Annotated in this window: 26 protein-coding genes; 11 read left to right on the forward strand and 15 right to left on the reverse strand. The window is 71.6% G+C overall.

Features of this window, described 5'->3' with window-relative positions:
• Window positions 1-48 precede the first annotated feature (48 nt).
• Window positions 49-990: a PDDEXK family nuclease gene (locus EXE57_RS16130; protein WP_135079242.1), complete on the forward strand. Its 942-nt coding sequence runs from the start codon at window positions 49-51 to the stop codon at window positions 988-990.
• Between the two features lie 62 nt (window positions 991-1,052).
• Here EXE57_RS16130 and EXE57_RS16135 read toward each other — a convergent pair whose 3' ends face one another.
• Window positions 1,053-1,358, reverse strand: a complete 306-nt coding sequence (locus tag EXE57_RS16135; protein ID WP_135079244.1) for a TFIIB-type zinc ribbon-containing protein — start codon at window positions 1,356-1,358, stop codon at window positions 1,053-1,055.
• Window positions 1,359-1,414: 56 nt separating this feature from the next.
• Window positions 1,415-3,106 (reverse strand): fumarate hydratase, encoded by a 1,692-nt coding sequence (locus tag EXE57_RS16140; RefSeq protein ID WP_135079246.1) that lies wholly within the window; start codon window positions 3,104-3,106, stop codon window positions 1,415-1,417.
• A gap of 35 nt (window positions 3,107-3,141) precedes the next feature.
• Between EXE57_RS16140 and EXE57_RS16145 the strand changes: the two genes are divergently transcribed.
• The gene (locus tag EXE57_RS16145; RefSeq protein ID WP_135079248.1) at window positions 3,142-3,789 is read left to right on the forward strand and encodes a DUF1707 SHOCT-like domain-containing protein; all 648 of its coding nucleotides are present in this window, start codon (window positions 3,142-3,144) and stop codon (window positions 3,787-3,789) included.
• Here the strand turns inward: EXE57_RS16145 and EXE57_RS16150 are convergent.
• On the reverse strand, window positions 3,731-4,846 hold the full coding sequence (locus EXE57_RS16150) for a LacI family DNA-binding transcriptional regulator (RefSeq protein ID WP_208542882.1): 1,116 nt from the start codon (window positions 4,844-4,846) through the stop codon (window positions 3,731-3,733). The genes EXE57_RS16145 and EXE57_RS16150 overlap by 59 nt on opposite strands.
• A 240-nt stretch (window positions 4,847-5,086) precedes the next feature.
• Between EXE57_RS16150 and EXE57_RS16155 the strand changes: the two genes are divergently transcribed.
• The 4 genes from EXE57_RS16155 to EXE57_RS16170 all read left to right on the forward strand — a co-directional run bounded on the left by EXE57_RS16155 (window position 5,087) and on the right by EXE57_RS16170 (window position 9,806).
• The gene (locus EXE57_RS16155; RefSeq protein ID WP_135079250.1) at window positions 5,087-6,457 is read left to right on the forward strand and encodes an ABC transporter substrate-binding protein; all 1,371 of its coding nucleotides are present in this window, start codon (window positions 5,087-5,089) and stop codon (window positions 6,455-6,457) included.
• Window positions 6,454-7,635 (forward strand): carbohydrate ABC transporter permease, encoded by a 1,182-nt coding sequence (locus EXE57_RS16160; RefSeq protein WP_135079252.1) that lies wholly within the window; start codon window positions 6,454-6,456, stop codon window positions 7,633-7,635. Before EXE57_RS16155 ends, EXE57_RS16160 begins: the two co-directional genes overlap by 4 nt.
• Complete coding sequence (locus EXE57_RS16165) at window positions 7,632-8,561, forward strand: carbohydrate ABC transporter permease (RefSeq protein WP_244246875.1); 930 nt, start codon at window positions 7,632-7,634, stop codon at window positions 8,559-8,561. Before EXE57_RS16160 ends, EXE57_RS16165 begins: the two co-directional genes overlap by 4 nt.
• A 153-nt stretch (window positions 8,562-8,714) precedes the next feature.
• The gene (locus EXE57_RS16170; protein WP_135079254.1) at window positions 8,715-9,806 is read left to right on the forward strand and encodes an ABC transporter ATP-binding protein; all 1,092 of its coding nucleotides are present in this window, start codon (window positions 8,715-8,717) and stop codon (window positions 9,804-9,806) included.
• 66 nt (window positions 9,807-9,872) lie between these two features.
• On the opposite strand, the gene EXE57_RS16175 is transcribed toward EXE57_RS16170, so the two are convergent.
• Window positions 9,873-10,799, reverse strand: a complete 927-nt coding sequence (locus EXE57_RS16175) for an alpha/beta fold hydrolase (RefSeq protein WP_167305941.1) — start codon at window positions 10,797-10,799, stop codon at window positions 9,873-9,875.
• An 88-nt stretch (window positions 10,800-10,887) separates the two neighbouring features.
• On the opposite strand from EXE57_RS16175, the gene EXE57_RS16180 reads away from it, so the two are divergent.
• Window positions 10,888-11,721 (forward strand): lipase family alpha/beta hydrolase, encoded by an 834-nt coding sequence (locus EXE57_RS16180; protein ID WP_167305942.1) that lies wholly within the window; start codon window positions 10,888-10,890, stop codon window positions 11,719-11,721.
• On the opposite strand, the gene glpX is transcribed toward EXE57_RS16180, so the two are convergent.
• The 6 genes from glpX to EXE57_RS16210 are packed head-to-tail and all read right to left on the reverse strand — an operon-like array spanning window position 11,686 to window position 16,930.
• Window positions 11,686-12,705: a class II fructose-bisphosphatase gene (glpX, locus tag EXE57_RS16185; RefSeq protein WP_135079258.1), complete on the reverse strand. Its 1,020-nt coding sequence runs from the start codon at window positions 12,703-12,705 to the stop codon at window positions 11,686-11,688. The two genes, EXE57_RS16180 and glpX, sit on opposite strands and share 36 nt — an antisense overlap.
• On the reverse strand, window positions 12,702-13,688 hold the full coding sequence (locus EXE57_RS16190) for an ABC transporter ATP-binding protein (RefSeq protein WP_167305943.1): 987 nt from the start codon (window positions 13,686-13,688) through the stop codon (window positions 12,702-12,704). Before EXE57_RS16190 ends, glpX begins: the two co-directional genes overlap by 4 nt.
• Window positions 13,685-14,476, reverse strand: a complete 792-nt coding sequence (locus EXE57_RS16195; protein ID WP_244246876.1) for an ABC transporter permease — start codon at window positions 14,474-14,476, stop codon at window positions 13,685-13,687. The genes EXE57_RS16190 and EXE57_RS16195 overlap by 4 nt, the downstream gene beginning before the upstream one ends.
• A 22-nt stretch (window positions 14,477-14,498) precedes the next feature.
• On the reverse strand, window positions 14,499-15,236 hold the full coding sequence (modA, locus tag EXE57_RS16200) for a molybdate ABC transporter substrate-binding protein (RefSeq protein WP_135079263.1): 738 nt from the start codon (window positions 15,234-15,236) through the stop codon (window positions 14,499-14,501).
• 1 nt (window position 15,237) lies between these two features.
• A complete protein-coding gene (locus EXE57_RS16205; protein WP_208542883.1) occupies window positions 15,238-15,633 on the reverse strand; it encodes a TOBE domain-containing protein in 396 nt (131 codons plus the stop codon).
• A 58-nt stretch (window positions 15,634-15,691) separates the two neighbouring features.
• On the reverse strand, window positions 15,692-16,930 hold the full coding sequence (locus EXE57_RS16210; RefSeq protein WP_167305944.1) for an SLC13 family permease: 1,239 nt from the start codon (window positions 16,928-16,930) through the stop codon (window positions 15,692-15,694).
• A gap of 34 nt (window positions 16,931-16,964) precedes the next feature.
• Here EXE57_RS16210 and EXE57_RS16215 point away from each other — a divergent pair, with 34 nt between their 5' ends.
• Window positions 16,965-17,507, forward strand: a complete 543-nt coding sequence (locus EXE57_RS16215; RefSeq protein WP_135079269.1) for a DUF4245 family protein — start codon at window positions 16,965-16,967, stop codon at window positions 17,505-17,507.
• A gap of 9 nt (window positions 17,508-17,516) precedes the next feature.
• Here EXE57_RS16215 and EXE57_RS16220 read toward each other — a convergent pair whose 3' ends face one another.
• On the reverse strand, window positions 17,517-17,750 hold the full coding sequence (locus EXE57_RS16220) for an exodeoxyribonuclease VII small subunit (protein ID WP_135079271.1): 234 nt from the start codon (window positions 17,748-17,750) through the stop codon (window positions 17,517-17,519).
• Complete coding sequence (gene xseA, locus EXE57_RS16225) at window positions 17,747-18,991, reverse strand: exodeoxyribonuclease VII large subunit (RefSeq protein WP_244246877.1); 1,245 nt, start codon at window positions 18,989-18,991, stop codon at window positions 17,747-17,749. The genes EXE57_RS16220 and xseA overlap by 4 nt, the downstream gene beginning before the upstream one ends.
• Window positions 18,992-19,075: 84 nt before the next feature.
• Between xseA and EXE57_RS16230 the strand changes: the two genes are divergently transcribed.
• Complete coding sequence (locus EXE57_RS16230) at window positions 19,076-19,558, forward strand: hypothetical protein (RefSeq protein WP_135079275.1); 483 nt, start codon at window positions 19,076-19,078, stop codon at window positions 19,556-19,558.
• Here EXE57_RS16230 and EXE57_RS16235 read toward each other — a convergent pair whose 3' ends face one another.
• The gene (locus tag EXE57_RS16235) at window positions 19,559-20,395 is read right to left on the reverse strand and encodes an MBL fold metallo-hydrolase (RefSeq protein ID WP_135079277.1); all 837 of its coding nucleotides are present in this window, start codon (window positions 20,393-20,395) and stop codon (window positions 19,559-19,561) included.
• Between the two features lie 78 nt (window positions 20,396-20,473).
• Entirely contained in the window at window positions 20,474-21,046 is a 573-nt protein-coding gene (locus EXE57_RS16240; protein WP_135079279.1) for a dihydrofolate reductase family protein, read from the reverse strand.
• 179 nt (window positions 21,047-21,225) lie between these two features.
• On the opposite strand from EXE57_RS16240, the gene EXE57_RS16245 reads away from it, so the two are divergent.
• Both EXE57_RS16245 and EXE57_RS16250 read left to right on the forward strand, forming a co-directional pair.
• Complete coding sequence (locus tag EXE57_RS16245) at window positions 21,226-22,242, forward strand: 4-hydroxy-3-methylbut-2-enyl diphosphate reductase (protein WP_135079281.1); 1,017 nt, start codon at window positions 21,226-21,228, stop codon at window positions 22,240-22,242.
• Window positions 22,243-22,258: 16 nt separating this feature from the next.
• Window positions 22,259-22,882 carry an L-threonylcarbamoyladenylate synthase gene (locus EXE57_RS16250; protein WP_135079283.1) on the forward strand — a complete coding sequence of 208 codons (624 nt, stop codon included), beginning with the start codon at window positions 22,259-22,261 and terminating at the stop codon, window positions 22,880-22,882.
• On the opposite strand, the gene EXE57_RS16255 is transcribed toward EXE57_RS16250, so the two are convergent.
• Window positions 22,828-23,313 carry a DUF6542 domain-containing protein gene (locus EXE57_RS16255; RefSeq protein ID WP_135079285.1) on the reverse strand — a complete coding sequence of 162 codons (486 nt, stop codon included), beginning with the start codon at window positions 23,311-23,313 and terminating at the stop codon, window positions 22,828-22,830. The genes EXE57_RS16250 and EXE57_RS16255 overlap by 55 nt on opposite strands.
• Between the last annotated feature and the right edge of the window lie 3 nt (window positions 23,314-23,316).

A 23,316-nucleotide genomic window follows, 5' to 3' on the forward strand; every position in this document is an offset into this window, starting at 1 on the left:
GGCCCGCTGCGCCGGCAGGAAGCCGGGCAAGGTCGGCATCGTCGAGGCATGGCCACCCGCACGCCCCACGAAGACCCGCGCTTCGTCGGAGCCCGCATCGTGGCCGGCGACCAGGGGTGGGTGCTGTCGCGTCCCCAGATGTACGCGCTCGGGATCACACGCTGGGAGATCCGGGGCGAGCTGCGGTCCGGTCGCTGGCAGCGAGTCGGCGACCAGTCGATCTGCCTGCACAACGCCACGGTCGACGACGTCGGCCACCTGTGGGCCGCGGTCTTCCAGGGCGGACCGCGAGCCTGCCTCGACGGGGTCGCATCACTGCGGGCCAGCGGGCTGGTGCGCTACGAGGAGGAGCGGATCCGGGTGTCGGTGCCCCGGGGAGCGCGCGTACGTCGCAGCCACCGCTACGACATCCGGCAGACCAGGCGTTGGCAGGCCGAGGACCTCGCTCCCGGCGGCATCCCGCGCACCCGGGTCGACGTCGCCGCGGTCAGGGCTGCGCTCTGGGCCAGGACCGATCGGCAGGCGACGTACCTGCTGACACTCGTCGTCCAACAGGGACTCACCACGCCCGAGGCACTCGGCACCGCCCTGCTCCGCGTCCGCCGCGACCGTCGACGACTGCTGCTCCACACGGTCCTCCACGACCTGCTCGACGGCGCACGGTCCCTCGGTGAGCTCGACGTCGGGAACGAGCTGCGACGACGTGGACTCCCGGCGCCGCAGCGGCAGGTGCTCCGGCGCGACTACCGCAACCGCTACTACCTCGACCTGCACTGGCCTCGCTGGCGGCTGGTCGTCGAGGTCGACGGCATCCACGACGCGTGGGCGGAGAACGTCGTTCGCGACGCCTTGCGGCAGAACGCGCTCGCCCTCGACGGCGACACCGTGCTGCGGCTGCCGTTGCTCGGCTACCGCCTCGCCCGGGAGGAGTTCTTCGACCAGATCGAGCAAGCCCTCGTGAGGGCTGGCTGGACGGGGCGGGCCGCCTGAGCCCGGGACGTCATGCGAACCGTGCAACCGATGGCTCCGTCCGTATGACGTCAGAGGAGGAGTCAGTCGAAGATCTCGCTGAGCCAGCTCTCCTTGCGCTTCTTGCGGTACGGCTGCTGCCCGTAGGACTGGCCGGGCTGCGAGTAGCGCCGGTCGTGGTCCTGCCGGCGCTGGTCGCGCTCCCGCTCGTACGACGACGGCGGCGGTGCCGGTGTGGGCGCCGGGGGAGCCTGCATCGTCGAACGCTCGATCAGCTTGTCGAGCTCGCCACGGTCGAGCCACACGCCACGGCAGTCGGGGCAGTAGTCGATCTCGATGCCGCTCCGCTCGCTCATGGTGAGCGTCGAACCGTCGTTGGGGCACTTCATGGGCTCTCCTGTCGTCATCCGGTGCAACGACGGGTGGGAGCGGGTGGTTCCCGGGTCTACTGCGCGGAGCGCACCCGGATGCCGGTCAGCGGGATCGTGGTGGTGCCGGAGGGGTCGGTGAAGAAGTCGTTGCCCTTGTCGTCGACGACGATGAAGGCGGGGAAGTCCTCGACCTCGATCTTCCAGATCGCCTCCATGCCGAGCTCCTCGTACTCGAGCACCGACACCGAGCGGATGCAGTCCTGGGCCAGGCGTGCGGCAGGCCCGCCGATCGACCCGAGGTAGAAGCCGCCGTGGGCGTCGCAGGACTCGGTGACGACCTTGGACCGGTTTCCCTTGGCGAGCATCACCATCGACCCGCCGGCGGCCTGGAACTGCTCGACGTAGGAGTCCATCCGGCCGGCCGTGGTCGGTCCGAAGGAGCCGGAGGCCATGCCGTCGGGCGTCTTGGCCGGGCCGGCGTAGTAGACCGGGTGGTCGCGGAGGTACGCCGGCATCTCCTCACCGGCGTCGAGCCGCTCCTTGATCTTGGCGTGCGCGATGTCGCGGGCGACGACCAGCGGCCCGGTGAGCGAGAGCCGGGTCTTGACCGGGTGCTTCGCCAGCTCGGCGAGGATCTCGTCCATCGGCAGGGTCAGGTCGATCTGGACGACCTCGCCGCCGGAGATGTCCTCGGCCGTCCCCGCGTCGGGCATGTAGTGGGCGGGGTCCGTCTCGAGCTGCTCGAGGAAGATCCCCTCCGGCGTGATCTTGCCGAGGGCCTGCCGGTCGGCCGAGCACGACACCGCGATCGCGACCGGGCAGGACGCGCCGTGGCGCGGCAGCCGGACCACCCGCACGTCGTGGCAGAAGTACTTCCCGCCGAACTGCGCGCCGATGCCGAAGCCCTGCGTCAGCTTGAAGACCTCCTCCTCGAGCTCGAGGTCGCGGAAGCCGTGGGCGTCCATCGTCCCCTCGGTCGGGAGGTGGTCGAGGTAGTGCGCCGAGGCGTACTTGGCCGTCTTGAGGGCGTACTCCGCGGAGGTGCCGCCGATGACGACCGCCAGGTGGTACGGCGGGCAGGCGGCCGTGCCGAGCGAGCGGATCTTCTCGTCGAGGAAGGTCAGCATCCGCTGCGGGTTGAGGATCGCCTTGGTCTCCTGGAAGAGGAACGACTTGTTGGCCGACCCCCCGCCCTTGGCCATGAAGAGGAACTTGTACTCCGGCCGGTCGCCCGGCACCGAGTAGAGCTCGATCTGCGCCGGCAGGTTGGTGCCGGTGTTCTTCTCCTCGTACGTCGTCAGCGGCGCGAGCTGGGAGTAGCGCAGGTTCAGCCTGGTGTAGGCGTCGTAGACCCCGCGCGAGATGACCTCGCCGTCGTCGACTCCCGTGACGACGCCCTCGGACTTCTTGCCCATCACGATCGCGGTGCCGGTGTCCTGGCACATCGGCAGCACGCCGCCGGCCGAGATGTTGACGTTCTTGAGCAGGTCGAGCGCGACGAAGCGGTCGTTGCCGGACGCCTCGGGGTCGTCGATGATCCGGCGCAGCTGCGCGAGGTGGGTCGGGCGGAGGTAGTGGGCGATGTCGTGCATCGCCTCGTCCGTGAGGAGTCGGATCGCCTCCGGCTCGACCTGGAGGAAGGTCCGGCCCCCGGCTTCGAACGTCGAGACGCCCTCGGTCGTCAGGAGCCGGTAGGGGGTGTCGTCGGGACCCAGCGGCAGCAGGTCGGAATAGCGGAACTCGGGGCCTTCGGTCGCTGCACTCACCCGGGAAAGGCTAGTCGCCCGATTAGGCTGGCCGCATGGGAGGACTGCTCGAGCCCCGGGACCAGCCCGGCGACCCCAGCCAGCTGCGCATCTCCGACGACGACCGTCACAAGGTCGCGGAGCTGCTGCGCGACGCCGCGGGGGAGGGAAGGCTCGACCTCGAGGAGCTCGACGAGCGGCTCGAGGCGACGTACGCCGCCAAGACGTACGGCGACCTCGTGCCGATCACCATCGACCTCCCGGCCCACCCGCAGGAGCAGCGCCCGCCGGTACGACCCCGCGAGACGCTGCCTGCGACCACCTCGTACGACTCCTCCGTCGCGATCATGGGCGGCTGCACGCGCAAGGGCGCGTGGCTGGTCCCCGAGCGGCACCAGGCGTTCACGCTGATGGGCGGGGTGGAGATCGACCTGCGCGAGGCGACGTTCGCCGGCAGGGAGACGGTGATCTTCGCCAACGCGGTGATGGGCGGCATCGACATCTACGTCGACGCTCGCACCCACGTCATCGTCGAGGGCGTCGGGATCATGGGCGCCTTCGACCAGGGGCGCGACAAGGTGCCGGCCGAGGTGACCGCGGACTCGCCGGTGGTCCGCGTCAAGGGCGTGGCCCTCATGGCCGGGGTCACCGTGACCCGGAAGGGCCCCCCGCGGGTGAGGCGGAAGCTGCTCGGCGGGTCCTGAGCGGGCCGGTCGACGACCGGACCACGAGGGTGGGCCGGAGCACGACGGTGGGCTCCTCGATGGGCTCCCCGCGTACGACGTGGGTCACCATCGCGGCTGCGTGCCGGGCCTGCTGGCCGACCCCCTGCTCCACCGTGGTCAGTCCGAAGGGCGCGGCGAGCGGGTGTCCGTCGACGCCGACCACGGACAGGTCGTCCGGGGCGCGCAGGCCCCGCGCGAGCAGCCCGTGGAGGGCGCCGATCGCGATCTCGTCGGAGTAGGCAAAGACGGCCGTGGGCGGCTCCGGGAGCGACAGCAGCTCGTCGACGCCCTCGGCGCCGGCGTTGACGCCGAAGGGGCGGGTGACGACGAGCTCGGGGTCAGGACCGATGCCGGCGGACGCCAGCGCCTCGTGGTAGCCCCGACTGCGCTCGACGTCCGAGGACCAGCGGGTCCCCTCGGTGTCGTGGGTGCGGATCATGCCGATCCGGCGGTGACCGAGGTCGAGCAGGTGGCGTACGGCGAGCAGCGCGACGGCGTGGTCGTCGACCCGGACGTGGGGGTAGTCGCGCAGCTGGCCGCCGGCGACGATCACCTGGACGCCGAGCAGGTCGAGCCGCTGCTCCTCCTCGGCCAGCACCGGCAACGCGATGAGGACCACGGCGTCGACCTTGCGCCGGGCCGGCAGCTCGTGGAAGAAGCGGCTGCGCTGCGCCTCCCCGTCGACCTGGTAGACGAGCACGTCGAGCTCGGCGCCGCGGAGGACCTCCTCGATGCCGGCGAGCATCGCCGAGTAGAACCACACATCGATCCGCGGGACCACCACCGCGACCCGTCCGGTCTCGCGCCGGGAGAGCGAGGAGGCCTGCGGGGAGACGACGTAGGACAGCTCGGCGGCCAGCTCCCGGATCCGGGCGCGGGTCGGCTCGCTGACCCCCGGGACGTCGCGCAGGGCGCGCGAGACGGTCGCGATCGAGACGCCGGCGCGGGCGGCCACGTCGGCCATGTTGACCTCGCCGGGGCGCTGCGGCGCCCGCGGCGTGGGCCGCGGCGGCGTGGGGCCGACCAGCCTGGTCATGTGCTCAAGGTACTCATTTGGAAAACGTTTGCGCAGCCCTCTTGACCATCCTGTGTGACCTGCGCCACGATCGCATGCAAACGTTTTCGTGACCGACTTGTGACCGACGATCGTCCGTCGACGGCTCGGTGACCTCGACAAACGCGATCGTTGTCAGTAAGACAGATTGAAAGGCCCGGTGTGGCAGTCGTCACACTGCCGAGCGGATGAGGTGCCGCGGCGCCTCCACGAGGAGGGAACATGGCTACACGGAAGCGGCGCCGGCTCACGGCTGTCGGACTGATGGCCGTCGGCTCGTTGGCGCTCACGGGGTGCCTGCAGAACCCCAACGAGAGTGGCGCCGCCGGCGCCGGGCTCGAGGGCTACGTCGACAACGCGCAGACCGACGGTGACGGGTCCGTGACCATCCTCGGCGCCTTCGGTGGCACCGAGCAGGAGGCGTTCGAGGAGTCCCTGGCCGCCTTCGAGGAGGAGTCCGGCATCGACGTCAACTACACCGCCGACCAGGACTTCACCACCACGATCAAGACCCGGGTCCAGAGCGGCGACAGCCCGGACATCGGCATCTTCCCGCAGCCCGGCGGCATCGCCGAGTTCGTCGACTCCGGCTCGGTGCAGCCGATCGACACCTACCTCGACTACGACGCCCTCGACGACACCCTCGTGCCCGGCTTCCTCGACTTCGCCCGCTTCAACGGCCGGGTCTACGCCGCTCCGATGCGGATGGCCGTGAAGAGCGTCGTCTACTACCCCAAGCAGGCGTGGGAGGAGGCCGGCTACCCCGAGGAGTTCGCGACCTTCCAGGAGCTGATGGAGTTCTCCGACCAGCTCAAGGCCGACGGGGAGACCCCCTGGTGCATGGGCTGGGAGTCCGACCAGGCCACCGGCTGGGTCGGGACCGACTGGATCGAGCAGATGATGCTCAGCGTCAACGGGCCCGACGTCTACGACGACTGGGTCAACCACGACATCCCCTTCAACGACCCCGCGGTCGCCGACGCCACCGACGCCTTCGCCGAGATCGCCAAGACCGACGGCACCGTGCTGGGCGGCAAGGAGTCGATCCTCAACACCGCCTTCGCCGAGGCGGCGCTGCCGATGTTCGAGGACCCGCCGCAGTGCTGGATGGAGCGGCAGGGCAACTTCGGGATCGGCTTCTTCCCCGAGGAGATCCGCAACAACCTCGACGAGGAGGTCGGCGTCTTCCAGTTCCCGCGCTACGACGGCGGCTACGACGGCCAGCCGGTGCTGGTGGGCGGTGACTACGCCGCGGTGTTCAACGGCAACGACGACGACGTCGCCCAGGTCATGGAGTTCATCTCCGCCGACAGCTTCGGTGCCGAGTGGGCAGCCGTCGGTGGCTGGCTCTCGCCGCACGCCACCTTCGACTCCGAGGCCTACCCCGACGACGTGACCCGGGCGATCGCCGACATGGCGTACGAGGCGGACGTCATCCGCTACGACGCCTCCGACCTGATGCCCAAGTCCGTCGGCTCCGGCACCTTCTGGACCGAGATGGTCAAGTGGATCGACGGCGCCGACACCGCGACCACCCTCGACAACCTGGAGAGCAGCTGGCCGGCGAGCGGTGAGGAGACGGAGGAGTCATGAGCACCGACACCGTCGAGGCGGGCTCCCCGCCTCGCGAGAGTCCTCCCGACCCGCCGGCCTCCGGCGGGGACGAGTGGGACCCCACCAGCAAGGCCAATCCGGCTCGCCTGGCCGCCGGCGTCGGCGGGATGGTGCTGACCGGCTGGTTCATCGCCAACCTGTTCCTCGCCTTCGCCTACTACCCCGGCTGGTTCTTCGACAGCAAGCTGCTGATCGGGGTGCTCGCGCTGATCGCCGGCGTGGGCGGTGCCGCGGTCTTCTTCTGGTTCCTCAACCTCGCGGTCGAGGGCCTTCCCGAGCGGGTCGGTCGCGGCGTGATGCCCTACGCCTACCTGCTGCCGGGCTTCGCGGCGATCTCGCTGATGCTGCTCTACCCGACGATCCAGACCATCAACTACTCCTTCGCCAACGCTGACTCCACTGAGTACGTCGGCTTCGACAACTACGTGGAGATCTTCGGCTCGTCGGAGTTCCGGAGCACGATCTTCAACAACATCCTCTGGCTGCTCATCGTGCCGGCCGTGACGGTGGCGATCGGCGTCGTCGTGGCGGTGCTCTCGGACCGGCTGTCCCAGCAGGGAGAGAAGGTCTCCAAGGGCGTCATCTTCCTGCCGATGGCGATCTCCTTCGTCGGTGCGTCGGCGATCTGGGGCCTGGTCTACGCCTACGACGACCCGGGATCGGCTCAGACCGGACTGCTCAACGCCATCTGGACCACGCTCGGCGGTGATCCGGTCACGTGGCTCAACACCTCGACGTTGCGGCTCAACTCGCTGCTGATGATGGTGATCCTGATCTGGCTCCAGGTCGGGTTCGCGATGATCCTGCTCTCCTCGGCGATCAAGGGCGTCCCCGAGGAGACCCTCGAGGCGGCCCGGATCGACGGTGCCTCGGAGTGGCAGATCTTCTGGAAGGTGGTCATCCCGCAGATCAAGGGGACGATCATCACGGTCTTCATCACCGTGACGATCCTGGTGCTGAAGGTCTTCGACATCGTCTACGTGCTGACCAACGGCAACTTCAACTCCAACGTCATCGCCAACCTGTTCTTCAACAGGCTGTTCGCCGACAACCAGGCCGGGCAGGCGAGCGCCATCGTGGTGATCCTGCTGATCGCCGTGCTGCCGATCCTGGTCTACCAGGTCAAGCACTTCCGGGAAGAGGAGGCAGCGCGATGAGCGACCAGACGATGGTGGCCCCCGGCACAGGACCCGGGGTGGAGGCGCCCAAGCCGCGCCGTGGCTCCGGCCTGATGGCCGACGGCCGGCGACGCAGCCCGGTCGCGATCATCACGATGGTGCTGCTCGCGCTTTTGTGGACGGTGCCCACGCTGGGCCTGCTGGTGACGTCGTTCCGCACCCGCGAGGACGCGGCGGCCACGGGCTGGTGGGACGCCCTGCTCCACCCGATCGAGAGCAGCTGGACGTTCGCCAACTACGAGGGCGTGTTCACCGGGACCGCCGACATGGGCAGCGGTTTCGTCAACAGCATCCTGGTGGCGATCCCCGCGACCGTGATCCCGATCATGTTCGCCGCCTTCGCGGCGTACGCGTTCGCGTTCATGGACTTCCGGTTCAAGGACCTCTTCTTCATCGCGATCGTCGCGGTGATGGTCGTCCCCATCCAGGTGGCCTTCAGCCCGCTGCTCGACATCCTCGGCCCGCGTGGCCTCGGGATCTCCGGCGAGTACATCGCGGTCTGGTTGCTCCACACCGGCTTCGGCATGCCGTTGGCGATCTACGTGTTGCGCAACTACATGGCGACGTTGCCCAAGACGGTCATCGAGTCGGCCAAGATCGACGGCGCCAGCCACTACCAGACCTTCTGGCGGCTGATCGTCCCGATGTCGGTGCCGGCGCTGGCGGCGTTCGCGATCCTGCAGTTCATCTGGGTCTGGAACGACCTGCTGATCGCCAAGCTCTTCCTGTCCCAGGACAACACCACGGTGATCGTCCAGCTCCAGCAGCTGCTCGGCACCCAGGGGCAGGGCCAGGAGCTGCTGACGGCGGGTGCGTTCGTCTCGATGGTGCTGCCGATGCTCGTCTTCTTCACCATGCAGCGCTTCTTCGTCCGCGGCCTCACGGCCGGTGCGGTCAAGGGCTGAGCACCACCACGCCGGACGGGTGGGCCAACCACCCGTCCGGCCCCGTACGGCAGACCGCCGGTGGCCGGAAACCCGCCGACCCACTAGCGTGACGCCCGTCACTTCACGACGGATCGTCCGGCACGTACCTGCCGGTGAAGGAGCGAGTTCAACATGGCAACAGTGACGTTTCAGAAGGCGCAGCGCTGGTACCCCGGGGCGGACAAGCCCGCGGTGCCCGGCATCGACCTCGAGATCCGCGACGGGGAGTTCATGGTCCTCGTCGGGCCCTCCGGGTGCGGCAAGTCCACCACCCTGCGGATGCTCGCGGGGCTGGAGGAGGTCAACGACGGGAAGATCTTCATCGGCGACAAGGAGGTCACCCACATCCCGCCGAAGGACCGCGACATCGCGATGGTCTTCCAGAACTACGCGCTCTACCCGCACATGAGCGTCGCGGACAACATGGCCTTCGCGCTGAAGATGGCCAAGGTCCCCGACGCCGAGCGCAAGCAGCGGGTCGCGGAGGCGGCCAAGATCCTCGGCCTCGAGGAGTACCTCGAGCGCAAGCCCAAGGCCCTCTCCGGCGGCCAGCGGCAGCGGGTCGCGATGGGGCGTGCGATCGTCCGCAATCCGCAGGTCTTCTGCATGGACGAGCCGCTGTCGAACCTCGACGCCAAGATGCGCGTCCAGACCAGGACCGACATCGCGAAGCTGCAGTCGGACCTCGGCGTCACCACGGTCTACGTCACCCACGACCAGGTCGAGGCGATGACGATGGGTGACCGCGTCGCGGTGATGAAGGACGGCTACCTCCAGCAGGTCGACTCCCCGCTCAACCTCTACGACAAGCCGCAGAACCTGTTCGTGGCGGGCTTCATCGGCTCCCCGCAGATGAACCTCCTCAGCGCCTCGGCGAAGGACGGCCAGGCCCAGATCGGCAACTACCTGGTGCCGGTCGACCCGACTGCCTCGAACAAGCTCGGTCCGCAGCACAACGACATCACCGTCGGCGTGCGCCCCGAGGCCTGGCGCCTGGTCTCCGAGAGCGAGGGCGGGCTGCCGGTCCACGTGACCGTGGTGGAGGAGCTCGGCGCCGACGGGTTCGTCTACGGCACCAGCGACGTCGAGGGCACGCCCAGCAACGTCATCGTGCGCGTCTCGGCCCGCGACTCCATCCACAAGGGCGACACGATCCACGTCACCACCGACCCGCAGAACGTCCACGTCTTCGACAACGGGACGGGCGAGCGGCTCTCCGACTAGCCGAGGTGGGCCTCCGCAACACCTGAGCTGGGCCTCTGCAACGCCTTGGCGGTGCAGGGGCCTATCTCATCGTCCAGCCCGTCGGGCCGTCCGCTCGATGGCGTCGACGAAGGTGGGGTAGAGGGCGGGCGGCAGGTCGTGGCCCATCCCCTCGATCAGCAGCAGCTCCGCGTCAGGGATGGCGCGCGCGGTGGCCCGGCCTCCGGAGACGTGGACCATCTTGTCGCTGAGGCCGTGCACGACCAGCGCGGGCATGCGCAGGGCGTGGAGCCGCGGGCCGCGGTTCTCGGCGGCCAGGACCGCCTGCATCTGGCGCAGCACGCCGCTGGCGGAGAAGCCGCGGTCGAAGGTCTCGTGGCCGCGGGCCACGGCCTCCTCGCGGGGCTGGGGGAAGGCCGGGGAGCCGATCAGCTCCGACATCCTCGCCGAGCCGGCGGCGTAGGCGTCGCGGCCGGCCCCGCGCGGGGCGATCAGCATCGGCAGCAGCCGGGGGTGCTGCCAGCCCACCGAGCGCTTGCCGGTCGTGGACATGATGCTGGTGAGGGAGCGGACGCGCCCGGGCCGGGCGATCGCCATGGTCTGGGCGATCATCCCGCCCATCGACACCCCCACCACGTGGGCCGTCTCGAGGCCGAGGTGGTCCAGCAGCCCGAAGCCGTCCTCGGCCATGTCGCCGAGGGTGTACGGCGGCCGCGACGGCCGTCCGGCGAAGGACCGCACCAGCGCCGACCGGCGCACCCGCTCCCGGATCCTGGTCGAGCGGCCGGTGTCGCGGTTGTCGAAGCGGATGACGTAGAGGCCCCGGGACGCCAGCATCCGGCACAGCGCCGGGTCCCACCACGTCATCGGACCGCCGAGCCCCATCACGAGCAGCAGCGGCTCGTCGTCGGGGTCGCCGAAGGTCTGGTAGCACAGCTCGATGCCGCTCCCGACGGGAGCGAACAGCTCCTCGGAGACGGCGATCTCGCTGCCGGGCCCGCGCTTGGTGGACATGTGTCCAGTGAACAACACGAGTCCAGCCGATCCGGCCCCGGTGGCGAAATCCCCTCCCTCCGGGTGGGTTCGTCCTACCCTCGACGGCGTGGCTCCCACGCTGGGCACCTTCCTGCACCCGGACGGCTTCGACCGTCCGCGGGTGGTCGCGGTGCTGCGCGAGGGGAGCGTGGTCGGCGAGGCGGGCCGCCACCTGGCGTGGGCCGCCGGCGACCGGCGACAGCGCCGGGGGACGCCGTACGCCAGCCGTGGCGCCCTGCGGGGCGAGCCGGTCGTGCTGGTGCCGGGGTTCCTGGCCGGTGACCTCTCCCTGCTGCCGATGGCCCGCGCGCTTCGTCGGCGCGGCTACCGCACCTACCGGTCCTCCATCAACGCCAACATCGGCTGCACCCGGGTCGCGGCCGCCGAGCTGGAGGCTCGCCTGGAGTCGATCGCCCACCGCCGCGGCAGCAGGGTCCAGGTCGTGGGCCACAGCCTCGGGGGGATGCTCGCCCGCGGACTCGCCGTACGCCGGCCGGACCTCGTGTCCGGCATCGTCACCCTGGGCAGCCCGATGCTCGCCCCGGCCGCCCACCACGCGTCACTGACCGCGAGCGTGGACGTGCTGGTGCGGCTCAGCCGGGCCGGGGTGCCGGGGCTGATGGCCGAGGACTGCGTCGCGGGCACGTGCGCCCGGACCAGCTTCGAGGAGAGTCGTGAGCCGGTGCCGGAGGCGGTCGCCTTCAGCGCCGTCTACTCCCGGCGCGACGGGATCGTCGACTGGCGCGCCTGTGTCGACCCGCAGGCGCAGGCCGTCGAGGTCCGGGCCTCCCACGTCGGCATGGCGATCGATCCGCGGGTGATCGAGGCCGTGGCGGCGGCGCTGGTGCGCCACCGCGACCTCGCCTCAGTGGTCGAAGTCGATCGAGGCGAAAGTGCGTAGCTTCTGCAGCTTGTGCTCGGAGGTGATGGAGCGGATGGTGCCGCTGCGCGCCCGCATCACGAGGGAGTCGGTGGTGCAGCCGCCGGCGCGGTAGCGGACGCCGCGCATGAGCTCGCCGTCGGTGATCCCGGAGGCCACGAAGAACGCGTCGTCGCCCTTCACCAGGTCGTCCGTCGTGAGGACGTGCTCGGGGTCGAGGTCGTGGCCGGCGTCCAGCGCCTTCTGCCGCTCCTCGTCGTCCTGGGGCCACAGCTGCCCCTGGATGATGCCGCCGGTGCACTTCATCGCGCACGCGGCGATGATGCCCTCGGGCGTGCCGCCGATCCCGAGCAGCAGGTCGATGCCGGTGCTGGCCCGGGCCGCCATGATCGCGCCGGCGACGTCGCCGTCGGTGATGAACTTGATCCGGGCGCCGGTCCGGCGGATCTCGTCGACGAGCTTCTCGTGGCGCGGCCGGTCGAGCAGCACGACGGTGACGTCCTCGGGGCGGGAGCCCTTGGCCTTGGCGACCTGATGGATGTTCTCGGCCACGGGGTAGCGGATGTCGACGACGTCGGCGGCCTCGGGCCCGGTGACGAGCTTCTTCATGTAGAACACGGCCGAGGGGTCGTACATCGCGCCGCGCGGGGCCACCGCGAGCACCGCGATGGCGTTGTTCATGCCCTTGGCGGTGAGCGTGGTGCCGTCGATCGGGTCGACCGCGACGTCGCACTCGGGGCCGGTCCCGTCGCCGACCTGCTCGCCGTTGTAGAGCATCGGCGCGGCGTCCTTCTCGCCCTCGCCGATGACGACGGTGCCGTTCATCGAGACCGTGGAGATCATGACCCGCATCGCGTTGACGGCGACCTGGTCGGCGCCGTTCTTGTCGCCGCGGCCGACCCAGCGCCCGGCGGCCATCGCCGCCGCCTCGGTGACCCGCACCAGCTCCATCGCGAGGTTGCGATCGACCTTGCCGGGGGTCTCGGTGCCTGCGTTGTCGGTCATGGCGCGACTGTACCGGTCTGCTCGGGGGCCAGGTCGTAGCGGCGTACGGCCGTCTCCTTGACCGACAGCCACACCTCGCGGCCCGGAGCGAGGCCGAGCTCGGTGGCGGCCGCCGGCGTGACGTCGGCGATCAGGTCGGGCTCGGCGCGGACCAGCAGCCGTACGGCGTCGCCGTGCGGGGAGACGTCGACGACGGGACCGTGCCAGCGGAGCCGCGCGGACCCGACGGGCGGCTCGAGGGAGACCGTCACGGCGTCGGGGGTGAAGGCCGTCAGCCGGCCCTCCGACGGCACCACGTTGAGGCCGACCAGCCGGGCGACGTGCTCGGTCCGGGGCCGCTGCGCGACCTCCGCGGGCGTGCCCAGCTGGGCGACCCGGCCCTCGTCGAGGACCAGCACCCGGTCCGCGATCGTCAGAGCGTCGAGGGCGTGGTGGGTGACCAGCAGCGTGATCCCGTCGTACGTCGCCAGGTGGCGGCCCAGCTCGATCCGCAGCGCCATCGCCACCTTGACGTCGAGGCCCGTCAGGGGCTCGTCGAGCAGCAGCAGCCTCGGGTCGGTGGCGAGCGCGCGGGCGATGGCCACCCGCTGCGCCTGGCCGCCCGAGAGCTCCCGCGGCCGGCGTCCGGACAGCTCGCCGACCCCGAGCCGGTCGAGCCAGTCGTGGGCACGCTGCTCGGCCTCGCGCCGCGACCCACCACGGGCGCGGGGGCCGAAGGCCACGTTGTCGAGGGCGGAGAGGTGCGGGAAGAGCAGCTGGCGCTGGAAGACCAAGCCGACCGACCGCTCCCGGGTGGGGAGCGCGAGCAGGTCGGTGCCGTCGAGGACGGCCGACCCGGTGGCGGGCACGAGCCCTGCCAGCGCGTGGACGAGGGTCGACTTGCCGGCGCCGTTGGGGCCGATCACGGCGATCACCTCGCCGGGCTCGGCGCGCAGCGCCACCCGGACCCGCCCGGGTACGTGGAGGTCGAGGTCCAGGCTCACGGCACCCCCAGCCAACGGTCGCGGAGGAGCAGCAGCACGGCCACCGAGACCACGAGCATCACCAGGCTGAGGGCCAGGGCGGCGTCCTGGTCCGACTGGCGGGTGACGTAGATCAGGTTGGGCATGGTCTGCGTGGTGCCGGGGTAGTTGCCGTTGAAGGTGATGGTCGCACCGAACTCGCCGAGGGAGCGAGCCCAGCCGAGCACCATCCCGGCGACGATCCCGGGCATCGCGAGGGGCGCGGTGACGCGGCGGAAGGTGGTCCAGCGGGTCGCGCCCAGGGTGGCGGCCGCGAGGTCGAAGTCCCTGTCGGCGGAGCGGAGGGCGCCCTCGATGGCGATCACCACGAAGGGGAGGGAGACGAAGACGTGGGCGAGGACGACGCCCCAGGTCGTGAAGGGGAAGCTGAAACCGGTCAGCGCCAGCAGCGGCTCGCCGATCACGCCGGTCCGGCCGAACGCCGTCCGCAGGGCGACGCCCGCCACGACCGGGGGCAGCACGAGGGGGACGGTGACCAGGGCCCGCAGCGCGCCACGGCCACGGAAGCTGACCCGCGCCAGCACCCAGGCGAGGGGGAGGCCCAGCACGAGGCAGAACGCCACCGCGGCCGTCGATGTGGTGACCGAGAGCCAGAGGGCCTGCTGGAGCGGCTCCGAGCGCAGCGTCTCCGGCAGCGTGGCCCAGTTGGTGGCGGCCACCATCGCGACCAGCGGGACGACGAGCAGCAGGGTCGCCACCACCGCCGGGACGAGCAGCAAGGGCGGCGGCCGACCGAGCGGGTCCTTCACCGTGCCGACTCCGGGACGCGGGTCACGGGAGCGTGAACCCGGCGTCCACGAGGATCTCCTGGCCCTCCTCGGAGGTGACCAGCTCGACCCACTCGGCCGCCAGCCCGGCGTCCTCGCTCTGGCTGAGCGGCGTCGTGAAGTACGACGTCGTCTGCTCCTCGGCGCCGGGGATCTCCACGGTCTCGACCGCGTCGCCCGCCGCCACCGCGTCCGTGGCGTAGACCAGCCCGGCGTCGGCCTCGCCGGAGATCACCTTGTCGAGGGTGGCCCGGACGTCCTCCTCCAGGCTGGCCGGCTCTGAGGTGACCCCGCCGGCCTCGAGCACCGCGAGCGCCACCCGACCGCAGGGGACCTCGTCGGCGCACCGGACCCAGGTCGATCCCGTCAGGTCGTCGAGCCCCTCGATCCCGGCCGGGTTCTCCGGCGGGGTCACGATCACCAGCACGTTGGTGGCGAACGTCGTGACCTCGCCGGCCACGCCGGCGTCCTCGGCGACCTGCATCGACGCCTCGTCGGCGGTGGCCAGCACGTCCCCCGGGGCGCCGTCCGCCGCCTGCTCGGCGAGGTCGGTGCTCGAGCCGAAGGAGAAGGTCACCTCGGCCCCGGTCTGCTCGGTGAAGGTGGCCGCGAGCTCCTCGTAGGCGTCGGTGAGGGAGGCGGCGGCGAGCACGGTCAGCTCCTGCTGCCCCTCGGCCTGGTCGTCGCCACCGCCGCACGCGGCGAGCGGGAGCGCCAGGAGGAGCAGGACGAGCACGCGCATGTCAGGGCCTCTCGACGACGACGTTGGTGGACTTGACGGACGCGATGGCCCGGACGCCGACCTCGAGCCCGAGCTCGTCGGCGGCCTCGGCGCTCATCAGCGAGACGAGCCGGTAGGGGCCGCAGATCAGGTCGACCTGTGCCATCACCGTGTCGCGGACGACCTTGGTGACGATCCCGGTCATCCGGTTGCGGGCACTGACGGCGTTGGCGCGGGTGCGGTCACGGTCGGGGTGGTCGGCGAGCTCGCCGGCCAGCCGCGCCAGGTCGACCCCGTCCACCGTCGCGCGCCCGCCCTCGGCGTCAGCCTCGATCCGACCGGCGTCGACCCAGCGCCGGACGGTGTCGTCGCTGACGCCGAGCAGGTCGGCAGCTTCCGCGATCCGGTAGCGAGTCACGCAGACAGCGTGCCGCATCTGCGGCTTGATCGCAATGATCGAACCGCATCTGAGGAACTCAGGTGATCAGGGCGAGCGTCAGCACGGCGGCCAGCAGGCTGACCGGCGTGAGCAGCAGCGACACCCGGTGGAACTCGCGGCTCGAGACCGGCAGCCCCTGCCGGACCAGTGCCCGTCGCCACAGCAGGTTGGCGAGCGAGCCCGTCCACGTCAGGCCGGAACCGATCGTGAGCCCGAGCAGGGCGGCCAGGACCGCGGGTGTCCCGAGCGGTGCGAGCATCGGCACGACCAGCAGGGTCGCCGACAGGTTGGTCAGCAGCGCGGACAGGACCGTCGCGAGTCCGGCGACGACGAACAGGTCGACGACCCCGGTGCCGCTCGGGAGCAGCCCCCGGACCTCGGTGCCGAGCGGACCCTCGCCGAGGGTCGCCACCACGAGGCCCAGGGCGAGCACGAAGCCGGCGAACGAGGGGTGGGCCGCCGCCACGGCCCGGCGGAACCCGCCGATCCGGCGGTGCCGGGCCCAGCCGACGAGCGCGACCGCGGCCACGGTCGACACGTAGCCGGGCTCGATGCCGACGACCGAGCCGGCGGCGAAGCCGACCAGCATCGCGCCGACCACGACGACGGGTACGACGGGCAGCGGGGCCTGCACGGCGGGCGGGCGGTGCCGCCCCGGGTCGGCCAGCTCGAGCCGGTGGAGCCAGCGGAGACCGACGTACTCGACGACGAGGACGACCGCGAGCACGGGTGCCATGACCAGGGCGAAGGCCGCGAAGCCGAGGTCGAGGTGTGGCATCGCGAGGAGGTTGGTGAGGTTGGAGACCGGGAGCAGCAGCGAGGCGGAGTTGGCCATCCGGAGGCAGGCGGAGGCGCCCGGACCGTGCGGGATCCCGAGCGCCAGTGCGGCGGCGACGACGACAGGGGTCAGCAGCACGACGGTCGCGTCCAGGCTGAGGGTGGTGGTGATGGCCGCGGCCACGAGGAAGGTCCCCGTGAACACCGGCACCGCCCGACCGCGGCCCAGCCGGACGATGCGGTCGGACGCCCACGCGAACAGGCCGGCCGCGGCGCACACGTCGGCGACCACGAGGATCGTGGCCAGGAACAGCACCACCGGACCGAGGTGCGCGAGCGTCGACCCCACGAGGTCGGCGTCGAGCAGGCCGGCGCTCCCGACGGCCACGACGGTGGCCGCGCCGACGGCGAGCTCGACCCGGCCGGAGGGGTGGCGGAAGGCCGTGACCAGGAGGGCGACGAGGGCCGCGACGGCGACGAGCTCGGCAAGGGGTGGCACCCGCGGAATCTACGGCACCTGTGAGACTGGTCCCGTGAGTGAACAGCCCGGCCGCTACCAGCGCTCGGCCTCCGGGATGATCGGCGCGATGCTGGTCCTGCTGCTGGCGATCGGGGCGTTCGCGGGCTTCCGGGCCCTCAACCGCGAGGAGCTGGAGGTCCGGCCGGAGCCCGTCGACTACCTCAGCGCGGTCGAGGCGGCCCAGTCCGGTGACTGGCAGGTGGTCTACCCCGAGGCGCTGCCGGAGGGCTGGACCGCCACCAGCATCGACGCCAGCGCCGAGCAGGCGTGGGGGATCGGGTTCCTGACCGGCGACGGCTTCGCCGGCGTCCAGCAGGCGGACGAGTCGCTCTCCTCGATGCTCCGGACCTACGTCGACGAGGACACCACGGCCGTGGACCCGGTCGTCCCCGGCGGCGAGCTGGCCGGTCGCTGGCTGGCCTTCGAGGACGCGGGGGGCGACCTCGCGTACGCCTCCCGGCTCGACGGGCAGACCGTGCTGGTCTACGGCTCGGCACCGGAGTCCGACCTGCTCGAGCTGGCCGGGTCGCTCACGACCGCGCCGGTGGCGGGCTGAGGCCGGACCTCAGTCCTCGTCGTCGGAGGCGATCGCCTGCTCCAGGCGCTCCCGCGCCCCGTCGAGCCACGCCTGGCAGATCCCGGCCAGCTGCTCGCCCCGCTGCCAGAGCGTGAGCGACTCCTCGAGGGTCGTGCCGCCGGCCTCGAGGCGACGCACCACCTCGATGAGCTCCTCGCGGGCCTGCTCGTACGGCGGGTTCTCCTCGCCCTGGCCGGTGCCGGGCTCTGGCTGGGTGCTCAACTGTGCTCCTCCGTCGGATCGGGCTGGGTGCCGGTGGTGGTGGCGAGGACGCGGCCGTCGGCCACGCGCACGCTGACGGGTCGGCCGGTCTCGACGCCCTCGACCGAGGTGACGACGTGGCCGGCGTCGTCCTGCAGCACGGCGTAGCCACGCCGCAGCGTCTCCAGCGGGGACAGCGACCGCACCCGGGCCCGCTGGTGGTCGAGGTTGTCGGCGGCCCGGTCGAGGCCGTGGCCCAGCGCGCGGCGGGCCCGTCGTCGAAGGTCGTCGACCTCGGCGAGCCGGTCGTCGACGAGCCCGCGGGGGTCGGCCAGCGCGGGACGGGAGCGGACGGCGTCGAGCGCGGCCTGCTCACGGTCAAGCAGCCGGGCCAGCCCCGCCCGCAGCCGGTCCCGGGCGACGGTGACGCCGCGCAGCTCCTCGGCCACGTCGGGGACGACCAGCTTGGCCGCGTCGGTCGGGGTCGACGCGCGGACGTCGGCGACGAGGTCGAGCAGCGGCGAGTCGGGCTCGTGGCCGATCGCCGAGACCACGGGGGTGCGGACGGCGTGGACCGCCCGGACCAGCCCCTCGTCGGAGAACGGCAGCAGGTCCTCCACGGAGCCGCCGCCGCGCGCCACGATGATCACGTCGACGTCGGGATCGCGGTCGAGGCGCTCCACGGCCTCGATCACCTCGAGCGCGGAACGAGGCCCCTGCATGGCGGCGTACGTCGGCGTGAACCGGACCGCCGGCCACCGTCGTCGCGCGTTGTCGAGCACGTCGCGCTCGGCGGCCGAGCCGGGGGCGGTCACCAGCCCGACGCAGCCCGGCAGGAAGGGGAGCCGGCGCTTGCGGGCCGGGTCGAAGAGGCCCTCGGCGGCGAGCAGCTGTCGCCGCCGTTCCAGCCGGGCGAGCAGCTCCCCGAGGCCGACCATGCGGATGTCGGAGGCGGCCAGCGAGAGGCTGCCGTTGCCGGCGTAGAAGCTGGGCCGCGCGTGCATCACGACGCTCGCACCCTCGACCAGAGGCGGGTTGAGGGAGTCGAAGAGGGACCGGGCACAGGTCGCCTGGACCGACACCTCGGCGACCGGGTCGCGCAGGGTCACGAACACGGTGTTGAGGCCGGGGCGCCGCGTGAACTGGGTGACCTGGCCCTCCACCCAGACGGCGCCGAGCTGGCCGATCCACTGCGACAGGGCGTTGGACACCGCGCGCACGGGCGCCGGGGCGTCGGCGGTGGTCTCACGCAGCGAGGGCACGACGGGGAGCCTACGGGCTGGCGCGACCCCTCGGGCCCCGCGCATGATGTCCAGCAGGAGCGTCGCACCGGGAGGGGTGGTCGGATGTCCGAGCAGACGATGGTGGAGCACGTGGAGACCGCGCTGCGCGAGCTCGGGGTCTCGGAGGGGGTGACCGCGGCGGGCCAGTTCCAGCCGCGCGGCCACACGGGGAGCATGTTCGCCGGCGGCATGATCGGCGACAGCCTCACCGGCGGCCTGGGGGGTGTGGCCGACTCCGTGGGCACCGTCGGCGGCGCGCTGGCCGGCGCACGGATGCACGACGCCGCCAGCGGGATGCCGGCGAACATGGTGGTCGGCGTGACGGCGACGCACGTCTACGGCTTCGAGGCCGCCCACCGGAGCAGCCCCTGCGGAGCACTGGTCTTCGGCGTCTCCCGTGACCAGGTCGAGGTGAAGGTGCACCAGCGCGTCAACGTGAGGATCCTCGAGCTCGTGGACAGCGCCACGGGGTCCTCCATCCAGCTCGAGGGCAACCGGATCCCGCTCACCCACAGCGGGGACGTCATCGACGCTCTCCGCGACTAGCTAGCCCGACGTCGCGTCGCGACCACGCCTCCGGGCGAGGGCCTCGGCCTGCCCGGTGTGGATGTCGGCGACCCATTCCCAGCCTGGCTCGACCGAGGGGCCGATCCGCGGGTCGTCGGGGGTGCGGCCGTCGCGCAGGGCGTCCACGTACGCGCGGTCCAGCCGGATCCGTGCGCCTACCTGCTCGCCTTTGCCGACGGACCCGTGCCCGGGGACGACGACGTCGACGCCGCCCACCACGTCCTCGAGCAGCCGCAGCCCGGTCAGGTACCCCTCGACGGGATCGTGGGCGTTGTTCCAGTCGTCGAGCATCGGCACGAAGACGTCCGACAGCATGTCGCCGGCGACGAGCACCCGGCGGTCCTCGACCACCAGGGCCGCATGGCCCGGGGCGTGGGCGGGGTGCTCGACGACCCGCACGGGTGGGCCGTCCCAGGGGAGGTGCGTGGTTCCGGCGGGCAGGGCCGTGATCAGGCCGAACGGGTCCAGGGGTACCTCCTCGGCGATCTCCGGTGGCAGCCCCTCGGTGACGCGGGCCCGCCAGTCCGCGTCCGACCGCAGGGCGTGCATGAAGTCGGCGCAGCGGGCCGTGCCGAAGCGGGGCGCCTCGCCGAGGTCGGCGTGCCAGAGCACGTGGTCCCAGTCCGGGTGCGTCGCGAAGCCCGCCACGACGGGTCGGTCGAGCTCGCGGAGGTCGTGCGCAAGGCATCGCAGCTCGGAGTCCGTGAGACCGGGGTCGACCAGCAGCACGCCGTTGCGGCCCTCGACGACGACGGCGTTGTTCCGGAGCAGCTCGCTCTGGTGGACCAGGACGCCGTCCGCGACCGGGGTCAGCACCTGGCCCCCGGCCGTGCGTGGCTGGTACAGGGCCCGGACAGGGCCAGGTGGGTGGGGCTCATCGCGTTCTCCTCGGTCTCAGGTCAGGGGGGCCGTGATCGGGCGGTAGCGAAGGTTCACCTCGGCCACGGGGTCCTCGCCGTTCCTCAGCTCCAGCCCGACGGGTGTGCCGCCCGGGTTGTCGAAGAGCCGGACCCCGTCTCCGAGCAGCACCGGCGAGACGTGCAGGTCGAGCTCGTCGACCAGGCCGCGTTGGAGGAGCTGGCGTCCGATCGTGGGTGAGAGGACCTCGAGGTTCTTGCCCGCGGCTGCCTCCAGCGCGATGCGTACGGCCTCGGCCACGTCGCAGTCGAGGAAGGTCACTCCGTCGGCGGGCTCGGCGTCCTCGGGGTGGTGGGTCAGGACGAAGACCGGTCCCGTCCATGCTCCGCCGTAGATCGCGGCGGGGTCGGGGAAGGCATCCCAGCCGTTCCGACCGCCGAGCACGGCGCCGGTCGTCGCGACGTACTCCTCGACGAGGCCCGGGCGGTTGGTGGCGTCCTGCCTCATCCAGTCCATCGAGTGGCCAGGGCCGGCGACGAACCCGTCCAGCGACATCGAGAAGTGCAGGAGAACCTTGCCCTGCGCCGTCTGCCGTGTCGTGTCCTCCATCCGACTACCCTCCTTGGTCCCGATCATCCCTCAGCCGACGGCCTCCCCGGGCCGACGCGTACGTCACGGACGAGCAGACCCGGAACCTCGCCCAGTCTCATCGGCCGCGCAGCACGGTGGCGCGGAGCAGCACGGTCGCCGACTCGGCACCTCACCCGCGATTCCCTAGACTCGGCCCCATGACGACCGACCTGGGGACCCCTCCCGTCCTGAGCCCCGACGAGGCCGAGCGGGTCGTGCTGCTCGCGGCGCCCCGGGGCTACTGCGCCGGCGTCGACCGCGCGGTGGTGACCGTCGAGCAGGCCCTGGACCTCTACGGCTCCCCGGTCTACGTCCGCAAGCAGATCGTGCACAACAAGCACGTCGTCTCCGACCTGGAGTCTCGCGGCGCGATCTTCGTCGAGGAGCTCGACGAGGTGCCGGAGGGGGCGACCGTGGTCTTCTCCGCCCACGGGGTGTCGCCCGAGGTGCACCGCCAGGCCGCCGAGCGCGAGCTCAAGACCATCGACGCGACCTGCCCGCTGGTCACCAAGGTCCACCACGAGGCCAAGCGCTTCGCCGGTGAGGACTACGACATCCTGCTGATCGGCCACGAGGGACACGAGGAGGTCGAGGGGACCGCCGGTGAGGCTCCCGACCACATCCAGCTGGTCCAGGGCCCCGGCGACGTCGACCAGATCGTCGTCCGGGACCCCGAGCGGGTCGCCTGGCTGTCGCAGACCACGCTGAGCGTCGACGAGACCCTCGAGACCGTGGCCGCGATCCGGGAGCGCTTCCCGGCGCTGCTGGACCCGCCGAGCGACGACATCTGCTACGCCACCCAGAATCGTCAGCTGGCCGTCAAGGAGATCGCCCGCGACGCCGACCTGGTGATCGTGGTCGGCTCCGGCAACTCCTCCAACTCGGTCCGGCTGGTCGAGGTCGCTCTCGAGGCGGGCGCCGCGGCCTCCTACCGCGTCGACGACGCCTCGGAGATCGACGAGGCGTGGCTCGACGGCGTCTCGACGGTGAGCGTCACCTCCGGAGCGAGCGTCCCCGAGGAGCTGGTGCGCGGCGTCCTCGACTTCCTCGCCGAGCGCGGCTACCCCGACGCCCAGGCGGTGCACTCCGCCGAGGAATCGCTGATCTTCGCGCTCCCCAAGGAGCTGCGTCGCGACCTCAAGGCGGCTGCCCAGCAGGCCGCCGGACGCGCGTAGGGACCGGGCGCGGGCCGTGGCGAGGTACGTCGACCTCCACCCGGAGAACCCCCAGCCGCGGCTGGTCGGCCAGGTCGTCGCCGCGCTGCGCGACGACGCGCTGATCGCCTATCCCACCGACTCCGGCTACGCACTGGGCTGCCAGCTCGGCAACCGGGACGGTCGCGACCGGATCCTGCGGATCCGCCAGCTCGACGACCGGCACCACTTCACCCTGATGTGCAAGGACTTCGCCCAGCTCGGGCAGTTCGTCCACGTCGACAACGCGGCGTTCCGCGCCATCAAGGCCGCGACACCGGGGCCGTACACCTTCATCCTGCCGGCGACGGGCGAGGTGCCGCGCCGCCTGATGCACCCCAAGAAGCGGACCGTGGGGGTGCGGATCCCCGACCACGTGGTGGTGTGTGCGTTGCTGGAGGAGCTCGGTGAGCCGCTGCTCACCAGCACGTTGATCCTCCCGGGCGAGGACGAGCCCCGCATCCACGGCTGGGAGATCAAGGAGGAGCTCGACCACCAGGTCGACATCGTCGTCGAGTCCGGCGAGGTGCTCCCGGAGCCGACGACGGTCGTGGACTGGTCGGAGGGCTATCCGGAGGTGGTCCGGGTCGGCGCGGGCGACCCGTCGAGGTTCGCTGCCTGAGCCTCGGCCGCGGCGGTGGCGCGACCGGCGAAGCGCTGGCGGAGCGCGAGCGTGGCGAGGGTGAGGACGTAGCCGGCGACGAGGGCGCCGCTGTGGTCGGCCAGCCCTGTCACCAAGGACTGGATCGCGCCGTCCCGGGGGTGGCCGAGCACCGCGGGGCGGGTCAGTTCGAGCAGCAGGAGCACCCCGACCATCAGCATCGGGGGCAGCACCCCCACGACGAAGAAGTCGCGTGGTCGCACGGCCAGCGCGAGCCCGAGGCAGAGCGCGACGAAGCTGAGGTCGAACAACAGGCCGACGTCGCCGCCGAGGGCCAGGTCGATCGCGAGCGCGCTGAGGGAGACCGCCACTCCGAGGGCGACCACCTGGAGGCCGGGCTCGCGGCCCTCCTCCCAGAGGGTGCGCCGCTCCCGGTCCGTGCTCTGCGACACGCT

Origin of the sequence: Nocardioides euryhalodurans (assembly GCF_004564375.1) — a bacterium.
GTDB lineage: Bacteria > Actinomycetota > Actinomycetes > Propionibacteriales > Nocardioidaceae > Nocardioides > Nocardioides euryhalodurans.

What these genes read in the sequence shown, in the direction of transcription:
- EXE57_RS16130 (WP_135079242.1), top strand. Translation starts at nt 49, where the DNA reads ATGGCCACCCGCACGCCCCACGAAGACCCGCGCTTCGTCGGAGCCCGC.
- EXE57_RS16135 (WP_135079244.1), bottom strand. Translation starts at nt 1,358, where the DNA reads ATGAAGTGCCCCAACGACGGTTCGACGCTCACCATGAGCGAGCGGAGC.
- EXE57_RS16145 (WP_135079248.1), top strand. Translation starts at nt 3,142, where the DNA reads ATGGGAGGACTGCTCGAGCCCCGGGACCAGCCCGGCGACCCCAGCCAG.
- EXE57_RS16150 (WP_208542882.1), bottom strand. Translation starts at nt 4,846, where the DNA reads ATGACCAGGCTGGTCGGCCCCACGCCGCCGCGGCCCACGCCGCGGGCG.
- EXE57_RS16155 (WP_135079250.1), top strand. Translation starts at nt 5,087, where the DNA reads ATGGCTACACGGAAGCGGCGCCGGCTCACGGCTGTCGGACTGATGGCC.
- EXE57_RS16160 (WP_135079252.1), top strand. Translation starts at nt 6,454, where the DNA reads ATGAGCACCGACACCGTCGAGGCGGGCTCCCCGCCTCGCGAGAGTCCT.
- EXE57_RS16165 (WP_244246875.1), top strand. Translation starts at nt 7,632, where the DNA reads ATGAGCGACCAGACGATGGTGGCCCCCGGCACAGGACCCGGGGTGGAG.
- EXE57_RS16170 (WP_135079254.1), top strand. Translation starts at nt 8,715, where the DNA reads ATGGCAACAGTGACGTTTCAGAAGGCGCAGCGCTGGTACCCCGGGGCG.
- EXE57_RS16175 (WP_167305941.1), bottom strand. Translation starts at nt 10,799, where the DNA reads ATGTCCACCAAGCGCGGGCCCGGCAGCGAGATCGCCGTCTCCGAGGAG.
- glpX (WP_135079258.1), bottom strand. Translation starts at nt 12,705, where the DNA reads ATGACCGACAACGCAGGCACCGAGACCCCCGGCAAGGTCGATCGCAAC.
- modA (WP_135079263.1), bottom strand. Translation starts at nt 15,236, where the DNA reads ATGCGCGTGCTCGTCCTGCTCCTCCTGGCGCTCCCGCTCGCCGCGTGC.
- EXE57_RS16230 (WP_135079275.1), top strand. Translation starts at nt 19,076, where the DNA reads ATGTCCGAGCAGACGATGGTGGAGCACGTGGAGACCGCGCTGCGCGAG.
- EXE57_RS16240 (WP_135079279.1), bottom strand. Translation starts at nt 21,046, where the DNA reads ATGGAGGACACGACACGGCAGACGGCGCAGGGCAAGGTTCTCCTGCAC.
- EXE57_RS16245 (WP_135079281.1), top strand. Translation starts at nt 21,226, where the DNA reads ATGACGACCGACCTGGGGACCCCTCCCGTCCTGAGCCCCGACGAGGCC.